Origin of the sequence: Hartmannibacter diazotrophicus (genome assembly GCF_900231165.1) — a bacterium.
Taxonomy (GTDB): Bacteria; Pseudomonadota; Alphaproteobacteria; order Rhizobiales; family Pleomorphomonadaceae; genus Hartmannibacter; species Hartmannibacter diazotrophicus.
Window position 1 is genome coordinate 2981349 of sequence record NZ_LT960614.1, and the last position, 17684, is coordinate 2999032.

Sequence of the window (17684 nt, forward strand, 5' to 3'; positions counted from 1 at the left end):
GTCACGCATTCAGCTTATCATGACGGAACACAGGGAGAGTGAACTTCCAAGTATCGGGAATACAAATGACAGACGACCCGAAAGGCGCCGACAAGTCTCCACTCCTGCAGTACATGATCAAGGATCCCGACACATTCGCGCATAACGTCGCTGGAATGATCGAGGCGGCCGGCAAGGCTGCCGCAGCCTATGTCGAGCCCCGCGAGAAGGGCGAGGCGAAAGCCCTGATGACCGACGAGATCGCGACGGTGGTGAAGACCCTGGCGCAGGTCGGTGACGTCTGGATGCGCAAGCCGGAGCGGATGGCCGAAGCGCAGAACCGCCTCTATGGCCAGTTCCTCGACCTTTGGGGCAACTCGGTGCGCCGCGCGATGGGCGAGGACGCGCCGGAAACTGTGGAACCCGAACCGACCGACAAGCGGTTCCGCGATCCCGAGTGGCAGGAAAACCAGTTCTTCGGCTTCCTCAAGCAGGCCTATCTGATCGGTAGCCGCTGGGCCGAGGAGATGGTCGAGAACGCCGAGAATCTCGATCCGCACACCCGCCTGAAGGCCGAATTCTACGTCAGGCAGCTGAGCGCGGCCCTTTCGCCGTCGAACTTCGTGCTGACCAATCCGGAGCTCCTGCGCGAGACGCTGACGCGCAACGGCGAGAATATCGTCAAAGGCCTGACGATGCTGGCCGAGGACCTGAAGGCCGGCGGCGGCGATCTGAAAATCCGCCAGTCCGACGGCTCGCGGTTCAAGGTCGGCGAGAATCTCGCCACGACGCCCGGCAGCGTTATCTACGAAAACGACGTCTGCCAGATCATTCAGTATGCCGCGACGACGGAAAAGGTGCTGAAACGCCCTCTGCTCATCGTTCCGCCCTGGATCAACAAGTATTACGTGCTCGACCTGACGCCGGAAAAATCGCTGATCAAGTGGCTCGTGGATCAGGGCCACACGGTCTTCGTCATCTCATGGGTGAACCCGGACGGGCGTCACGCCGACAAGAGCTTCGAAGAATACATGAAGGAGGGCATCCTGACGGGCGTCGACATCGCCTGCAAGGTGACCCGCTCCAAGCAGGTCAACACGGTCGGCTATTGCGTCGGCGGAACGCTGCTGGCCGTCACGGCAGCCTATTGCGCGGCCACCGGCGACGACCGCATCGCCAGCGCGACGCTCTTCACCACGCAGGTCGACTTCACCAATGCCGGCGAACTCAAGGTCTTCGTCGACGAGGACCAGATCTCGATCCTCGAGTCCGCCATGTCGGCGAAGGGCTATCTCGACGGCTCCAAGATGGCGCTCGCCTTCAATTCGCTGCGGCCGAACGATCTCATCTGGCCCTATGTGATCAGCAACTACATGAAGGGGGTCGAGCCGTCGGCCTTCGACCTGCTCTACTGGAATTCCGATTCCACCCGCATGCCGGCGGCCAACCACTCCTACTACCTGCGCAATTGCTATCTCAACAATACGCTGGCCAAGGGTGAGATGGAGATTGGCGGCGAGAAGCTGGATCTGAAGAAGGTCACGATCCCGATCTACAATCTGGCAACGCGTGAGGACCATATCGCGCCGGCCGAGTCGGTCTTCGTGGGGTCGTCCCTCTTCGGCGGCCCGGTGAAGTTCGTGGTCTCCGGCTCTGGCCACATTGCCGGCGTCGTCAACCATCCAAGCCGCAACAAATACCAGTACTGGACCGATGGCGAGCCGCAGGGCGAATACAAGGACTGGATCGCCAGGGCCGAGGAGCATCCCGGTTCCTGGTGGTCGGACTGGGATGGCTGGCTGCGCGAGCAGGACGGCCGCGAGGTCAAGGCCCGTTCCATCGGCGGCGGCCGCTACAACATCATCGAGGATGCGCCGGGCACCTACGTGAAGACGAAGGTGTGAAGTCGCCGGTCGGGCCTGGGAGCCGAGCGGCCTCCCTCACTCGATCACCACAATCCCGTCCATCAGGCCGCCGAGCTTGGCCAGCTGCGACAGCCGCTTGCGCACCCGCTCGCCATCGAGACCGGCAAGCGCGCTCGGCAGAATGAGCCGCAGATTGTCGCCGCCCGATTCCAGCCGTGTCTGCGGCACGATCCCCGGCATCGAGGCCGACAGCATGTAGGCAAGGCGCAACATCGCGCCGAGCAGGCGCGCCCGTCCCTTGAGGCGCGTGCTGGCGAGTTCCCGGATTCGCGGGCTCAGCGCCTCGTCGACGATGCCGACATGGCGGAAATAGGCCGAGAGGGCGAGATAGGCGCGGCCGGGATGGTCGATGCCGGTAAAGGCGCCGTGGGCGATCAGGTTGAGGCTCTGCTCACCGCGATAGTCGGGATGCGCCCTCCAGCCGAGGTCGGAAACGAGGCATCCGGCCGCCCGAAGACGCGCTTCTTCCGCTGTTTCCAGAACGCCCAGCGCCTTGAAGCCCTCCGCGGTCCAATCGATCAGTTCTTCCGCGTGACGCGGCGAACGCGAGCGCAGGTAGGCAAGTTCGGCAGCCGCCTCAAGCAGCGGATCTTCGTTGCGCTCGGCCTCGCTGAGGAGTTCGAAGAGATGCCCCTCTCGCACACCAAGAGCCGAGAGAACGACGCGCGCCGGCTTCAGCGTCTCGATGACCTTTTCCAGCACCAGCGCACCGAAGGGCAGCAGATTGCGGCGCGACTTCGAGACGACGCCGATCTGGTCGATGCTCGAGACGTCCGTGCGGGCAACGGTGCGGGCAAACTCCAGCGCCTCGTCCGCCTCGATCTCGTAGCCGTGCATGACATGCAGAGGATAGCCGATCTCGAACATGTGCAGCCGCGCCAGGGAACGCCAGGTGCCGCCGACCGCATAGAAGGTCTGCCCCTCGCAGATCATCTCCGCGGCTGCGTCGGCGAGTGCTTCCGCGGCGATCTTTTCCGCTTTCTTGATCGAGCCGCCGGCCGCTTCCTCCAGCCGGATGCCGCCGAGCGGGAACGTGCGCCCCTCGCCCACGGCACCGTCCGTCAGGCGGACGAGTTCCAGACTGCCGCCGCCAAGGTCGCCGACAATCCCGGACGGATGGATGAAGCCGGAGGCAACCCCCATCGCCGAAAGCCGGGCCTCGTCGGCACCGGAAAGCAGCGTCAGCGGCACGCCGCAGATCGTCTCGACGCGCTCGATGAACTCCGGGCCGTTGCTGGCGTCGCGCACGGCAGCCGTCGCCAGGATATGCAGTTCCACACATCTCTCGACGTCGGCCAGCATCTTGAAGCGCTGGATGGCGAGCAGGGCCTTCTCGACCTGCTCCTCGCCGAGCCGGCCCGTGCTCGCGACGCCCTTGCCAAGGCCGGCCAGCGTCTTTTCGTTGAAGAGGACCGTCGGAGCCCGGCTCAGTCTCTCGTAGATGACGAGGCGAACCGAATTCGATCCGATATCGATGACGGCGAGAGGGCCGCGCCCGACGATGCGACCGGGGGCGTGAACCCCATCAAGTGCGCCGGCTGCGACGTAGGATCGGCTTGGGAGAATCGGTTTCAAGAGACTGTCCGCGTCCTGACAATGACGGATTCGTCATGAAATACTGATGGGCGTTGAACGGTTCCTCGCCCTCTTCCAAGACGATGCGCTCGTGGCTCCCGTCTCCCAGCAACCGCCAGCTTTGCTGGTTGTCGCGCATGTTGGCGACCATGATCTGGTCGAGGACCTGATCATGGACCGTACGGGTCGTCAGCGGAACGATGGCCTCCACCCTTCGGTCGAGATTGCGAGGCATCAGATCCGCCGAACCGATGTAGACCTTCGCGCGGTCGGAGGGAAGCCCGTGACCGTTGCCGAAACAGTAGATGCGGCTGTGTTCCAGGAAGCGGCCGACGATGGATTTGACCCGGATATTGTCTGAAAGTCCCGGGACTCCGGGCCTGAGACAGCAAATTCCGCGCACGACGATATCGACCTGCACACCCATGCGACTGGCGTCGTAGAGCGCGTCGATAATCTGTGGATCGACGAGCGAGTTCATCTTGAACCAGATCTGCGCCGGCCGGCCGGCCTTCAGATGCTCGACCTCCGCAATGATATTGTCGATGATCGTCTTGCGCAGCGTCAGCGGCGAGAGCCCGATCACCGACAGCTTCTGCGGTTCGGCATAGCCGGTGATGAAATTGAAGATGCGGGCGACGTCGTGGGCGATCGTCTTGTCGGCGGTGAAGAAGGACAGGTCCGTGTAGATCCTGGCGGTGATGGGGTGATAGTTGCCCGTTCCGATGTGGCAGTAGGTGGCAAGGCCCTCGGCCTCGCGCCTGACCACCATCGACAGCTTGGCATGGGTCTTCAATTCCAGGAATCCGAAGACCACCTGCACGCCGGCCCTCTCCAGATCGCGCGCCCAGCGAATATTCGCCTCTTCGTCGAAACGGGCTTTCAGTTCCACGAGTGCCGTCACCGACTTGCCGGCCTCGGCCGCCTCGATCAGCCAGCGCACGATCGGGCTGTCGTTCGACGTGCGATAGAGCGTCTGCTTGATGGCGATGACGTCCGGATCGAGCGCCGCCTGCCGCAGATACTGCACAACCACGTCGAAGGATTCGTAAGGATGGTGGATCACCAGGTCCTTTTGACGGATGGCGGCAAAGCAGTCGCCGCCATGCTCGCGCACCCGCTCCGGGTAGCGCGGCGTGTAGGGCGTGAATTTCAACTCGGGCCGGTCGAGCCCCACAAGCTGGCTGAGTTCGTTGAGCGCGAGCGCACCATCGACGAGGAACATCTCGTCCGGTGAGGAGCCAAGCGCGTGCGCCACGAAGTTGCGCAAGGTGACCGGCGTCGCGGATTCGAACTCCAGCCGAATCACGGACCCGCGCCGGCGCCGCTTCAAGGCCGTTTCGAACAGGCGGACGAGATCCTCCGCCTCTTCCTCGACTTCCAGGTCGCTGTCGCGCACCACCCGGAAGGCACCCTGCCCGCGCACCTTGTAGCCGGGAAAAAGCCGCGACGTGAACAGGCTGACAAGCTGCTCCATCATGATGAAGCGCGCGACGCCCGGCTCCTCCGGCCGATCCGGCAGGCGCACGAAGCGGTCGATCTTGGAGGCCATGCGGATCAGCGCGTTCATCCGCTCGCCATCCCGGTTGCGCTCAAGCTCCAGGGCCAGCGAGAAACCGAGATTGGGAATGAAGGGGAACGGATGCGCCGGGTCGATGGCGAGCGGCGTAAGAACGGGAAAGATCGACGCCAGGAAGAAATCGTCAATCCAGTCCAACTCGTCCTTGGTGAGTTCCTCGGCCATGACGATGACGATGCCGTCGTCGCGCAGCATTCCGCGCAGCGAAACCCACTGGGCCTGCTGGGCGGCAGCAAGATCGGACGCGGCCACGAGAATCCGGCTGAGCTGCTCGACGGGGCTCAGGCCATCGATGCTCGGCGTCGTGATGCCTTCACGCACCTGCCCCTTGAGGCCCGCGACGCGCACCATAAAGAACTCGTCGAGATTGTTTGCCGAGATGGAGAGAAAGCGCAGCCGCTCCAGGATCGGATGGTTGGGATTGTCCGATTCTTCCAGGACCCGGCGATTGAACCCGAGCCAGGAGAGCTCGCGATTGATGAACCGCTCCGGCATATGGCGCAGTTCTAACTCTGGCAGCGTGCTTGCGTCGTCGGCCACCTCCTGCGGCTGAGGCATTTCCTCGGCTGCGACCTCTGCGACTGCCATTGACCTTCCCCTCCAATTCAGAAATGTCGTTGATTTTAGCCATGCAATATGAAGTTTCCAAAGCGACATTCAATAAATTGACCTCTCCGGGAGGATCGATGTCGGGCCCGCCGAGGCACTGCAGCATGGTGCACCGCCCGGCAAACACTCAATCCTCCGGCTCCAGCGCCTGCAGGAGCCTTGCGACGAGAGGCCGTGTCAGCCGGCGCCCGAGCGACAGCGACGCCGTGTCGAGGACATCGACCATCCGGTTCGCGGCCGCAAACGAGCGCTCCATCCGGGGCAATAGATAGTCGATCACGTTCCGGTCGACCTCGATCTGCCGGTCGGCAAAAAGTTTGACGAGAACCCGCGCCAGCAGGTCGTCGTCGGGCGGGCCGAGCCTTGCGGGCTGGGCCGCGCGCAGCCTGGAAAGCAAATCGGGAAGCGTCAGCCCCCAGTTGCCGGGCTCCTCGCGGGCCGTCACGAGCAGGAACGTCTGCTCCTCTCGCACGGCGTTGACGAGGTGGAACAGCGCGGTTTCATCGACGGCAAGCCCCTCGCCTTCGCGCCCGTCGGCATCCTCGACGACCACGGCGCCGGCCGCGGCGAGCGCCAGCGGATCATGGCGCACGAGGTCGGGCGCCTTCACGATCAGCGCCCCCGACCGCTCGGCAAAGACCCGGGCAAGATGCGATTTGCCCGACCCGGCCGGTCCTGAGAGGACCGTCACCGGCGAGGGCCAGTCCGGCCAGCGGTCGATGACGGCGACCGCCGCTTGATTCGACGCACCGGCAATGAAATCGGCCCGTCCGACGGCAGCCGCGTGCGCGAGCGGGATCGGAAGCTGGCGAAGGAGCGTCATGGGATGTCCTCCGCCTCCGTCTTGCCGGCTCGCAGCGATTGCATCGGGCCTGAAGGCGGCTGGCCGAGATAAAGCGGGCTTTCCAGATACTGCCCGAGGCTGAAGCGGATCAGTACCGCGACGACCGTCGAGGCCGGAACCGCGATCAGCATCCCGACGAAACCGAAGAGCGAGCCGAAGGCGAAGAGGGCGAACATCAGCCAGACAGGATGCAGCCCGACCGAATTGCCGATGAGTTTCGGCTGCAGGACGTTGCCCTCGATGAACTGGCCGACGGCGAAAATGCCGACCACGGCGGCAATCATCGTCCAGTCCGGCCAGAACTGGACGATGGCGACACCGACGGAAACGACCGCGCCGATCGTCGCGCCGACATAGGGAATGAAGCTGATGAGGCCGATGCCGATGCCGATCAGGAAGCCGAACTTGAGGCCGACGAGGACGAGCGCGGTCGCATAGTAGATCCCGAGCAGAAGGCAGACGGAGACCTGCCCGCGCACGAAGTTGGAAACGCCCGCATCCATTTCGCGGGCAAGCATGCGGATCGTCGGCGCATAGTCACGCGGCAGAAGCCCGTCGATCTTGGCGACCATGCGGTCCCAGTCGAGCAGCATGTAGAAGGCGATGACCGGCATCAGAACCAGAAAGGACAGCACCGACATGATCGCCTGTCCGCCCGAGAGCAGCGACTTGGCAAGGCCGGTCATGAAGGTCGTCGCCTCGTTGATCATGCCGCCGACCGAGGAGCGCAGATCCTCCTGCGAGATGTGCAGGGCCGAGGCGATTCTGGGTCCTGCCCTTTCGACGATGAAGGACTGCAGCCAGTTGAAGAGATCCGGCAGGCTCGTGATCAGCGCCGCAAGCTGATTGGTTAGCAGCGGAAGGATCAGCAGGAGGGCGACCGCCACCACGACCAGGAACAGCAGCACGATGACCAGCGTCGCGAGAAGGCGGGAGAGCCCCAACCGCTCCAGTTTGTCGGCGACCGGGTCGACAAGATAGGCGAGCGCCATGCCGGCGACGAACGGCAGCAGGATCGACGAAAAGACGAAGAGGAACAGCAGAACCCCTACCGCCGCCAGTGTCCAGAACAGGATTTTCGTCTTCAGTTGCAAGGCGCAGCGCTCTCGTTTCTCGCTTCATTCGCGGGGAATGGGCCGGGAACAGGCATTCGCCTCGTCCGTCACGACGGTTCCGCCATATGTCTCATCCACGATACGAGGTAGGCCCCCGCGGAGGCCATCGTCAAGACGCTGACCAGGATGGCCCCGAAATCGATGAGACCCGGAACGCTCCAATAGTCGGCAAGACCGGCGAGAACCAGCGTCACATAACCGATCTGGGCGACTGTGTTGACCTTCGAGACCATGATCGGCTCGATGGCCACCGGCCGGTCCATCAGCCACGCGAGCACGACGCCGCCAACGATGAGCACGTCACGGCTGAAGACCAGCACCACGAGCCAGGCCGGAATGACCCCGACCAGCCCCAGCGTGCCGAAAGCCGAAAGAAGCAGGCTCTTGTCGGCGACCGGGTCGAGATAGGCGCCAAGCTCGCTCGTCTGGTTGAAGTGACGGGCAATGGCCCCGTCAATGCCGTCCGACACACCGGCGACGACAAAGAACAGCATCGCAAGGTGAAAGTCCCGGTCGAGCATCAGGAGAATGAAGGCCGGAACGGCCACGAGACGCAGAATGGTGATGATATTGGGAATTGTCACGCCGATGGTCCCGATTGCACAACTCATATCTGGGGGTGAAGCCAGGCCGATGGAAGGCCGATCTTCGGCGCACGCGCTGCCGCGGCAATGAAATCCGGCGGCCGCCCTCTCGCGGCGGCGGAAATTCGCACAGTCGCGCCCCCCGACCACCGGCCGCGAACTTGGCGTCGCCGTCCGATTTCTCGCCTGCGACGATGTTGCACGCCTGCTCGAGGCAACGTCATTCCGTGCGCCAGTCGAGCATTTGCAACCGGATTCACGGGACCGCAAAGAGATTGTCTCCACAGCGGAGAAAATACCCAACGAAGCGCATGATTAAATTTCGGGCACTGGTGAGATCATGCATTTTATTCATTTTAAATCGATTTGATTCATTTGTGGGATAATTTATACCAGATTTGATCACATGAATCGCAGCATATGAAATCACATTTTCAGACAATTTATTCGAAGACTACGAAATATATACTTACATAATACGGAATGCTTCAAATAATGACACGGAATGTTGTTTGAGACATGATCCGCCGCCGGCCATTCGACTTTGATTCATGCAGTAATTTGAATGTGAGCGATGGCCGCAAGAGTAAATCGCCTGCAAGCAGGCACTGGGAGGGAATCATGAATCTCGTAACGGCATTGGCCATCGTGATTGGCGTCCTCGGCGCGATCGCAACCTATATCTTCGTTGGCAACGTGACCGGACTCGGACTGCAGATCTGGGCCTGCTTCATCGCTTGGGCGAGCTTTTTCCATTGCGGCGGCGGCGAAGCCGGCCTGAAGGCGACGATCCCGGCGAATGTCTGGGGCTCGCTGGTCGCCACCGTGGCGCTGATCCTGATCGGCCAGATGTCGGGGGGCAGCGTGCCGATGATTGCCGTGATCGTCGGCGTCACCGTCTTCATCCTGATCCTGGGCGCTCATGTCGCGCTGCTCAGCGCCATTCCGGCCGCCGTCTATGGCTACGCCTGCACCGCCGCCTTCGGCCTGCTGGTTGCCGGCGCCGACCCGATGTCGGCCGCGGTCCAGACCAGCCCGTTCCTCAACATCTCGATCTCGATGATCATTGGCGCGATCTTCGGCTACGTCTCCGGCAAGATTGCCGGCGCGATCGCCAAGTAAGCACTAACCAAGCACGAGCACGCCTCCGGCCGATCCAGGCCGGGGGCTTTTTTTTGCCGTTCAGAGGGCCGCAACCGCCGTTGTCCGCCAGTCAGGACGGCCACGGCCCCGCAAAACCCGCGTTCACGGGGGATTGCCGTAACCGATCCTGTCATTTCGACTTGTCAAATGCCGCGATTGCTGGTTTCTCCCGCCCATCATGGATTGGCCCCCTTGCCAAGGACAGGAACGATGAGCGACGGGCGCAACGGCCTTACCTACCGCGACGCGGGCGTGGACATCGATGCGGGCAACCTGCTCGTCGAACGCATCAAGCCTCTCGTCAAGGCGACCCGCCGCTCCGGCGCCGATGCCGACATCGGCGGCTTTGGCGGCGTCTTCGATCCGCGCGCGGCCGGCTTCAAGGACCCTGTGCTCGTGGCGGCCAACGACGGCGTCGGCACCAAGCTGCGCGTTGCCATCGAGGCGAACATCCACGCCAGCGTCGGCATCGACCTCGTCGCCATGTCGGTCAACGATCTCGTCGTCCAGGGCGCCGAGCCGCTCTTCTTCCTCGACTATTTCGCCACCGGGCACCTTTCGGTGGAAACTGCGACCGATGTCGTCGCCGGCATCGCCGAAGGCTGCCGGATCGCCGGCTGCGCCCTGATCGGCGGCGAGACGGCCGAAATGCCGGGCATGTATGCCGACGGCGACTACGACCTCGCTGGCTTTGCCGTCGGCGCGGCCGAGCGCGGCACGCTGCTGCCGCGCGCCGATGTCGGACCCGGCGACATTCTCCTCGGCCTTGCCTCCTCCGGCGTCCACTCGAACGGCTTCTCGCTGGTGCGGCGGATCGTCGAGCGCGAGGGACTGTCCTATGCCGATCCCTGCCCCTTCGAGGACGGCAAAACGCTCGGTGAGGCGCTGCTCGAACCAACCCGCATCTATGTGAAGCCGCTTCTTGCCGCGCTGAAGGCGACGAACTGCATCAAGGCCCTTGCCCACATCACCGGCGGCGGCTTCGTCGACAACATTCCGCGCGTGCTGCCAAAGGGCGTCTCGGTGCGCGTCGATCTCGATGCGGTTCCCTCCCTTCCGGTCTTCGGCTGGCTCGCCAAGGCTGGCGGCCTCGATCAGGCCGAGATGGTGCGCACCTTCAACTGCGGCATCGGCATGGTGATCGCCGTTGCCGAAGACGCCGTGCCGGACGTGACCAACATCCTCTCCGAACACGGCGAGACGGTCGTCCAGCTCGGTGCCCTGGAGGCCGACGACGAGGGGCCGCGCACGCTCTTTTCCGGCTCGCTGGGCCTGTGACGGAGCGAGCGGTGAAGAAGCTCCGTATCGGCATCCTGATCTCGGGCGGCGGCTCCAACATGGCCGCGCTCGTGAAGGCAGCCGGCGAAGCGGACTTTCCGGCGGAAGTCGCGGTGGTGGTCTCCAACCGCGCCGGCGCAGGCGGCCTTGCCAAGGCTGAGGCCGCGGGCATCGCGACTGCCGTCATCGACCACAAGGCCTTCCCGGATCGCGAGGCCTTCGACGCGGCGATCGACGAGACGCTCGCAGCCCACGGCGTCGAGTTCGTCTGCCTTGCCGGCTTCATGCGCCTTTTGACGGAAGGCTTCGTCACCCGCTGGCACAACCGGATGATCAACATCCACCCGGCGCTGCTTCCCCTCTTCAAGGGACTCAACACCCACCAGCGCGCGCTCGACGCCGGGGTGAAGTTTCACGGCGCGACGGTCCATTTCGTCCGCTTCGGCATGGACGAAGGCCCCATCATCGCCCAGGGCGCGGTGCCTGTGCTCGCCAGCGACGATGCGGCAACGCTGGCCGCCCGTGTTCTTGGCGCCGAGCATCGCATCTATCCGCTGGCCCTCAGGCTCGTCGCCTCGGGCCGCGCCCGTGTCGAGGGCGAGAAAGTCGTCTGCGAGGACATGGGCGAACCGCCCGGCGCCATGATCTGGCCGTCCGAAACGACGTGAGGCGCCGCCCGTCTCCGGATCGGCGCCTCCTGTTCGCTCGCAAGAACGCCCCTTCGACCTCCGGGGAGGCCGGGAGCGTTCCGGGCCTTATGACTTGAAGCAGGCCTCGATGCCCCGGCGCACGGCCAGATCCTGCGATCCGGTGATGGCGCCGCCGCGAGCCAGCGTGTAGGGCTCCGGCACTTCCTTGATGGCCTTCGACGCCGCACATTCGCATGAAGAGATCATGCGATCGCGGTTCTGGTCCTTCAGGACGCTGTACTGGCGATAGACACACGCGTCGAGCAGCTTGCGCTCCATCATGGAGCGGGTAACGGTTTCGCCGTCCGATCCTTTCGGCGGAGGCACGGAGGATTTTCCGGTGGTGTTGCAGGCGGCCAGAAGCAGAACAAGGGCAGGAACCACAAGGCGTGACGGCTTGGTCATCATCTCTCGCTTAGGGTCTTGGGAAAACCGGTATGGCGAATTTTGCATGCCATGACGCGCCGACGAGCGCAATGGCAGGACTGCGGCAGAAAGGCCGCAGTTGTTGACAAATCCGGCGGATGGAAGGGCAATCCGCCTGCTGGAAGGCCCGTCCAGTTTCCAAGCCAGCTCAGAAACGCGGTCTGATCCAGACCTTGTTGTCATGGAAGGCCGCGCCGCCATAGGGCGCCACGCTGTCGGCGCCGGTAAGGACGTTGATTCCGCTGCCCCCCTCGTGGCGGCTGTTCGGCCAGATGCCTTCGGCAATGACGACACCCCGCTTCAGCCCGGTGAAGAGCCGCACATGCAGGTTCACGCGGCCCCGCGCATTCCCGACGGTGATGGTCCCGCCATCCTCCAGCCCCAGGGCGTCCATATCGTCCGGATGCATCATAAGCTCAGGCCGTCCCTCGCGTTTTTCCGAACTCGGCGTCTCTGTGAAGGTCGAGTTGAGGAAGGACCGCGCCGGGGCCGTGACGAGACGGAAGGGGTGGGTCTCGTCGGCTGTTTCGATGACGTCCCAATGGTCCGGCAGGGCCGGCATGTCCTGCCATGGGCCCATGGGACCGTCGTTGTTGGCCTTCACCTTGTCCCACTCCGGCTTGAAGCGGAACTTGCCGTCCGGATAGCCGAAACCTTCAAGATAGTGAGCCGTCTCGAAGGGCGGCTGGCAGTCGCGCCAGCGCTGCGTCTCAAGCTCCTCGAGCGTGCCGAAGCCCGAATGACGCAGCATCCAGTCGACATGCTCGCGCGGCGTCATTTCGAAGCCGACATGCTTGGCGCCAAGCCTCCTGGCGAGTTCCGCGTGCACATAGTGATTCTCGCGCGCCTCGCCCGGCGCCTCGGTCAGCTTCGGGCCGAAGAGCAGATACTGGTGGCCACCGCCCTTGTAGATATCGTCATGCTCCAGGAACATCGTCGCCGGCAGCACGATGTCGGCCATTGCCGCCGTCTCGGTCATGAACTGCTCGTGGACGCAGACGAAGAGATCCTCGCGCGCAAAGCCCTGCCGGACCCGCGTCTGGTCCGGCGCGACGGACACCGGATTGGTGTTCTGGATCAGCATGGCCGCGACGGGCGCGCCGCCGCGCAACGCATCGGTATCGCCGGTGAGGACCGCGCCGATCTTCGACTGGTCGAGCTGCCGCGTCATCCGGCCGGGGATGTCCAGCCCCTCGATCATCATCTTGTTGAGCGTGTAGATGGCGCCATTGTTGTGAAAGGCGCCGCCGCCCTCGTATTGCCAAGAGCCGAGCACCGTCGCGATGCTCGCGGCCGCATGCATGGCGACCGTGCCATTGCGCTGGCGGGTAAAACCGTAACCGAGGCGGAAGAAACTGCGCGGCGTAATGCCGACGAGCCGTGCAAAGTCCTCGATCTCGCCGACCGACAGACCGGTAATCGCCGACGCCCATTGCGGCGTGCGCGTTTGAAGATGGGCCTCCAACTCGTCGGGGCAGTCGGCGTAGCGCGCCATGTAGTCCCGGTCGGCATAGCCGTCGCGGAAGGCGACGTGCATGACGGCGCAGGCAAGCGCTGCATCGGTTCCGGGCCTGAGCACGAGCCCGATATCCGCCTGCCTGACGGTTTCGGTTTCGTAGACGTCGATGGCGACGATCTTCGCGCCGCGCGTCTTTCGCGCCGTGACCGCGTGGGTCATCACGTTGACCTGGGTCGCGACGGCGTTGGTGCCCCAGATGACGACGCAGTCGGCAAGCGCCATCTCGCGCGGGTCGGGCCCGGCAAGGCGGCCCGTGCCGGCGATATATCCGGTCCAGGCGGGATTGGTGCAGATCGTGTCGAACTGGCGCGAATAGCCCTTGGCATGGCGCAGGCGATGGATGCCGTCGCGCTGAACGAGACCCATCGTTCCCGCATAGAAATAGGGCCAGATGCTCTCCGCGCCGTAGACGCCCTCGGCGGCGAGGAACTTCTCGGCGACGAGATCGAGCGCCGCCTCCCAGGAGATCGGCCGGAACTCGGCCGACCCTTTCGCGCCCACCCGCTGCAACGGCGTCTTGAGGCGCTGGGCATGATCGAGCCGTTCGGCGTAGCGGGCGACCTTGGCGCAGATGACGCCGGCCGTATAGGCATTGTCCGCCGCCCCGCGCAGCCGCCCGACCCGCCCGTCGGGCAGAAGCTCCACGTCGAGCGCACAGGTCGACGGGCAATCATGCGGGCAGACGGAATGACCGACACGATTTTCCAGCGGCTTGTTCATGATCGGCTCCGGTCTCGACATGACGTGCTGCGCCGCCTGCAGATGCAGCACGCAGGGCGTTCACCCATGCATAGCGCGACTGTTGGCCCTCGCAACAGCAAATGATCGCGGCACGTCCTGATGCGACGTGGCAGCAACCGGATCGAGAGGCCGCCAGAGGGCGGAAGCAACCATGGCCCGGCAACATCTTGCGTTCGGGAGGATACACCCGAACGCAAGATACGGCGGCATCAGTCGGTGATCGTGTATGAACCCGTGTCGCACAGATCGATTTCGTCTTCTTCCAGATCGGAACCGTCCTTGAAGACGAACTTCAGATCGTAAACGCACTGGCTGCGGCCATCCGCGATGGTCACGCGCGTGGCGGCGCCGGACGCGAGCGTGTCCGTACCCAGAATGTCGTCCTCCCAGTCCTCGACATTGGCAGGCGAAGCATAGAACTCCGCGACAGCGCTGGACGACTGATTGTCGAGCATGAACACCAGATCCTCGGCGGCGGCGCTGCTGACGCCCGCCAACCCGAAAAAAACCGAAATCACCGCGATGCGGCAGCTATGAATGGCCAAGATGGACCTCGTGACAGAAACCCGCCGAATTGGGGGCGAGGTCAATCTGGCGGCAAGGCGTGAATTTTCCGTCTCGGACAGGCCGGCGTCAGACCTGGATATGCTCGGGGCGGATGCCCATGCCGACGATCCTTGCCGGCAAGCGGCGCAGCGTCGCAAATTCCTGCAGAAGGCGCATCACGGCCGGAGGATGCACCGGCGCGCCGGAGGACAGAACCCGGCCCAGCATGCGGTTTTGCAGGAACACCTGAAGCTTCTGCGTCACCACCGTCGGGAAGAGCCGCCTGCCCTGCACCGCCGCCAGATCGCCGTTGCCGACGTACCCCTCCTTCAGCGGTTTTGCCAGAAGGTTAGCCGTCGCCACCGCGTCCTGGATCGCAAGGTTCACGCCGACACCGCCGACCGGCGACATCGCGTGCGCAGCGTCGCCGATGCACAGAAATCCCTGCCGATGCCAGGTCTTCAGCCGGTTCACCGCCACGGTCAGAAGGCTCACGTCGCCGAAGTCCCGCAAGGCGCCCGTCCGGTCCGCCACAAAGGGCGCCGTCTCGGCAATGGCGGCACGCAAGGCACCGATCCCCTGTTCCCGAACGGCCTCGAAGCCGCCCTTGTCGATCAGCCAGGCGCACTGCCAATAGTCGCCGCGGTTGATCATCACCAGCATGTGCCGCCCCGAAACCCGGCCGAAGGCCTCGTCCGGGTCGCTCTCCCGCCGAGGCAGGCGCATCCAGAGGACGTCCATGGGTGCGCCGAGCTCATCGGGAACGAAGCCGGCCGCATCGCGCAAGGTCGAATGGCGTCCGTCGGCGGCGACGACGAGATCGGCACGGATCTCCAAATCCTCGTCCCGGGTCTCGACACGGACGCCCGCAACGCGCTCGCCCTGCAAGATGAGGTCGCTTGCCTTGGCATTCATCAGCAGCGTGAAAGTCGGCAGCTTGCCCGCTTCACCCGCGATGAAGTCGAGAAAGTCCCACTGCGGCATCATCGCGATATAGGGGCAGGTCACCGGCAGATGCGAGAAGTCGCCGATCGGCACCTCTTCCTCGCCGAAGAAGACACTGATCTGGCGAACCTTCTGATGCGGAAGCTTGAGGAAGCGGTCGAGGACGCCGAGTTCCTGCATCAGTTCCAGTGTCGAGGGATGGATGGTATCGCCGCGAAAGTCGCGTAGGAAATCGCCGTGCTTTTCAAGAACGGTCACATCGACGCCCTGCCGCGCCAGAAGATACCCCGCCATCAGCCCCGCTGGGCCTCCGCCCGCGATCACGCAGCCGGTCCGCGTCTGCTTCACCTTCGGCACAGGTCGGTCCTCCTCCGTTTTATTGTTATGCCCTCGCAACGTGGGCATCGAGCCGGGAGATCACAACCAAGAAGGCAACAAAAAAGGCGACCTTACGGCCGCCTTTTTAAATCTTGCTTCAACGGCTCTCGTTCAGCCGACGAGCTCGATCTTGGAGAACCAGAAGCCGATTTCCTCGGCCGCCGTCTCCGGAGCGTCGGAACCGTGCACCGAGTTCTCGCCGATCGACAGGGCGAATTCCTTGCGGATGGTGCCGGCGTCGGCGTTCGCCGGGTTCGTGGCGCCCATGACCTCGCGGTTCTTCAGGATGGCGTTCTCGCCTTCCAGAACCTGCACGACAACCGGGCCAGCCGACATCTGCTCGCAGAGCTCGCCGTAGAAGGGACGCTCCTTGTGGACGGCGTAGAAGGCCTGGGCCTGGGCCAGCGACATGTGGATGCGCTTGGAGGCGATGACGCGCAGACCGGCCTCTTCCAGCTTGGCGGTGATCTTGCCGGTGAGGTTGCGGCGGGTGGCGTCCGGCTTGATCATGGAAAAGGTGCGTTCGAGAGCCATGTGAACAGGGTCCTGATTGTTGCGTCCTTGCGGACGGGTGGGTTCGAAAATCGTGGCGGGTGTATAGCGGGCCGCGCCGGTCGCCGCAAGCCGAGAGGCGGCGGAAATCCGCTCGGCACCGCCTCAATGACGGCAATTGATGACGTTTGGTTGACGCTACTCGGCCGCCTCACGCATCGGCGCCTGCGTCACGGCAGCAAGGGCGTCACGAAGAACCTCAAGGCCCGCGCCCTCCTCCACCGAGCCGACGGTGAGGATGCGCCGCCAGGCGCGCGCGCCGGGCCGGCCATGGAAGAGGCCCAGCATGTGCCGCACGTAGTGGCGCAGCCGGCCGCCCGCCGCGATGTGGGCCTCGATCACCGGGATCATCGCCTCGACGACGGCAACGGGATCGGCATCCTCCACCGCCTCGCCATAGAGACGCCGGTCGACGACGCCAAGCAGCCAGGGCGACTGGTAGGCCGCCCGCCCCATCATGACGCCGTCCACATGCTCCAGATGCGTTTCCGCCTCGTCGAGCGTTCCGATGCCGCCATTGATGCCGATGAAAAGGTCCGGCAGGCGTTCCTTGAGCCGGTAGACCAATGGATAGTCGAGGGGCGGAATATCGCGGTTTTCCTTCGGCGAAAGGCCCTTCAGCCACGCCTTGCGGGCATGGACCCAGAGCGCATCGACACCGGCCGCGACGACCGCATCGGCCATGGCGTTCAGCGCCTCCTCGGGCTCCTGGTCGTCGACGCCGATCCGGCATTTGACCGTCACCGGGACATCGACCGCGGCCTTCATCGCAGCTACGCAATCGGCAACGAGCTGCGGCTCGGCCATCAGGCAGGCACCGAAGCGGCCGGACTGCACCCGGTCCGACGGACAGCCGACGTTGAGATTGATCTCGTCATAGCCGTAGTCGGCCCCAACGCGCGCCGAGACCGCCAGATCCTTCGGCTCGCTGCCGCCAAGCTGCAGCGCGACGGGATGCTCTGCGTCCGAAAACCCGAGCAGCTTCTCGCGGTCGCCGTGAATGATCGCGCCCGTCGTCACCATCTCGGTATAGAGCAGCGCGCGCGACGACAGATGGCGGTGGAAGGACCGGCAGTAGCGGTCAGTCCAGTCCATCATCGGCGCAATGGCGAACTTATGATCTTGATATTGCGGCATTTTTCAACAGGTCAGAGAACTCAAGTCCCAGTTCATACCCGAAGCTGGCACAAATTGCACTCCGCTCGGGGCTGGTGACACCTCGCCGCTCACTTGGGGGACGAGCCGCGTCGCCGCAAT

At 63.9% G+C, this 17684-nt stretch carries 15 protein-coding genes; 4 read left to right on the forward strand and 11 right to left on the reverse strand.

What is annotated here, in order from left to right:
* Positions 1-65 precede the first annotated feature (65 nt).
* Positions 66-1883, forward strand: coding sequence for a PHA/PHB synthase family protein (locus HDIA_RS13920; RefSeq protein WP_099556710.1), 1818 nt, complete (start codon positions 66-68; stop codon positions 1881-1883).
* A 36-nt stretch (positions 1884-1919) separates the two neighbouring features.
* Here the strand turns inward: HDIA_RS13920 and HDIA_RS13925 are convergent, their stop codons facing one another.
* From HDIA_RS13925 to HDIA_RS13945, 5 genes are all read right to left on the reverse strand, one after another.
* On the reverse strand, positions 1920-3470 hold the full coding sequence (locus tag HDIA_RS13925) for a Ppx/GppA phosphatase family protein (RefSeq protein WP_173796320.1): 1551 nt from the start codon (positions 3468-3470) through the stop codon (positions 1920-1922).
* On the reverse strand, positions 3430-5616 hold the full coding sequence (locus HDIA_RS13930; RefSeq protein ID WP_099558906.1) for an RNA degradosome polyphosphate kinase: 2187 nt from the start codon (positions 5614-5616) through the stop codon (positions 3430-3432). Before HDIA_RS13930 ends, HDIA_RS13925 begins: the two co-directional genes overlap by 41 nt.
* Before the next feature lie 178 nt (positions 5617-5794).
* Complete coding sequence (locus HDIA_RS13935) at positions 5795-6490, reverse strand: HdaA/DnaA family protein (protein ID WP_099556711.1); 696 nt, start codon at positions 6488-6490, stop codon at positions 5795-5797.
* Positions 6487-7605 carry an AI-2E family transporter gene (locus HDIA_RS13940; protein ID WP_099556712.1) on the reverse strand — a complete coding sequence of 373 codons (1119 nt, stop codon included), beginning with the start codon at positions 7603-7605 and terminating at the stop codon, positions 6487-6489. The genes HDIA_RS13935 and HDIA_RS13940 overlap by 4 nt, the downstream gene beginning before the upstream one ends.
* A 68-nt stretch (positions 7606-7673) precedes the next feature.
* A complete protein-coding gene (locus HDIA_RS13945; RefSeq protein ID WP_099558907.1) occupies positions 7674-8210 on the reverse strand; it encodes a CDP-alcohol phosphatidyltransferase family protein in 537 nt (178 codons plus the stop codon).
* A 621-nt stretch (positions 8211-8831) separates the two neighbouring features.
* On the opposite strand from HDIA_RS13945, the gene HDIA_RS13950 reads away from it, so the two are divergent.
* The 3 genes from HDIA_RS13950 (at position 8832) to purN (ending at position 11299) form a co-directional block, all read left to right on the forward strand.
* Positions 8832-9332, forward strand: coding sequence for a DUF1097 domain-containing protein (locus HDIA_RS13950; protein ID WP_099556713.1), 501 nt, complete (start codon positions 8832-8834; stop codon positions 9330-9332).
* Between the two features lie 231 nt (positions 9333-9563).
* On the forward strand, positions 9564-10631 hold the full coding sequence (gene purM / locus HDIA_RS13955) for a phosphoribosylformylglycinamidine cyclo-ligase (protein ID WP_099556714.1): 1068 nt from the start codon (positions 9564-9566) through the stop codon (positions 10629-10631).
* Positions 10632-10642: 11 nt separating this feature from the next.
* Positions 10643-11299, forward strand: coding sequence for a phosphoribosylglycinamide formyltransferase (gene purN, locus HDIA_RS13960; protein WP_099556715.1), 657 nt, complete (start codon positions 10643-10645; stop codon positions 11297-11299).
* 87 nt (positions 11300-11386) lie between these two features.
* On the opposite strand, the gene HDIA_RS13965 is transcribed toward purN, so the two are convergent.
* From HDIA_RS13965 to dusA, 6 genes are all read right to left on the reverse strand, one after another.
* A complete protein-coding gene (locus HDIA_RS13965) occupies positions 11387-11728 on the reverse strand; it encodes a hypothetical protein (RefSeq protein WP_099556716.1) in 342 nt (113 codons plus the stop codon).
* Between the two features lie 166 nt (positions 11729-11894).
* The gene (locus HDIA_RS13970; protein WP_099558908.1) at positions 11895-13985 is read right to left on the reverse strand and encodes a molybdopterin oxidoreductase family protein; all 2091 of its coding nucleotides are present in this window, start codon (positions 13983-13985) and stop codon (positions 11895-11897) included.
* A gap of 230 nt (positions 13986-14215) precedes the next feature.
* Entirely contained in the window at positions 14216-14551 is a 336-nt protein-coding gene (locus HDIA_RS13975) for a hypothetical protein (RefSeq protein ID WP_245883873.1), read from the reverse strand.
* A gap of 88 nt (positions 14552-14639) precedes the next feature.
* Entirely contained in the window at positions 14640-15854 is a 1215-nt protein-coding gene (locus HDIA_RS13980) for an FAD-dependent oxidoreductase (protein ID WP_281259949.1), read from the reverse strand.
* 132 nt (positions 15855-15986) lie between these two features.
* Positions 15987-16409 carry a nucleoside-diphosphate kinase gene (gene ndk / locus HDIA_RS13985; protein WP_099556718.1) on the reverse strand — a complete coding sequence of 141 codons (423 nt, stop codon included), beginning with the start codon at positions 16407-16409 and terminating at the stop codon, positions 15987-15989.
* 156 nt (positions 16410-16565) lie between these two features.
* Positions 16566-17564, reverse strand: coding sequence for a tRNA dihydrouridine(20/20a) synthase DusA (gene dusA / locus HDIA_RS13990; protein WP_099556719.1), 999 nt, complete (start codon positions 17562-17564; stop codon positions 16566-16568).
* Positions 17565-17684 lie beyond the last annotated feature (120 nt).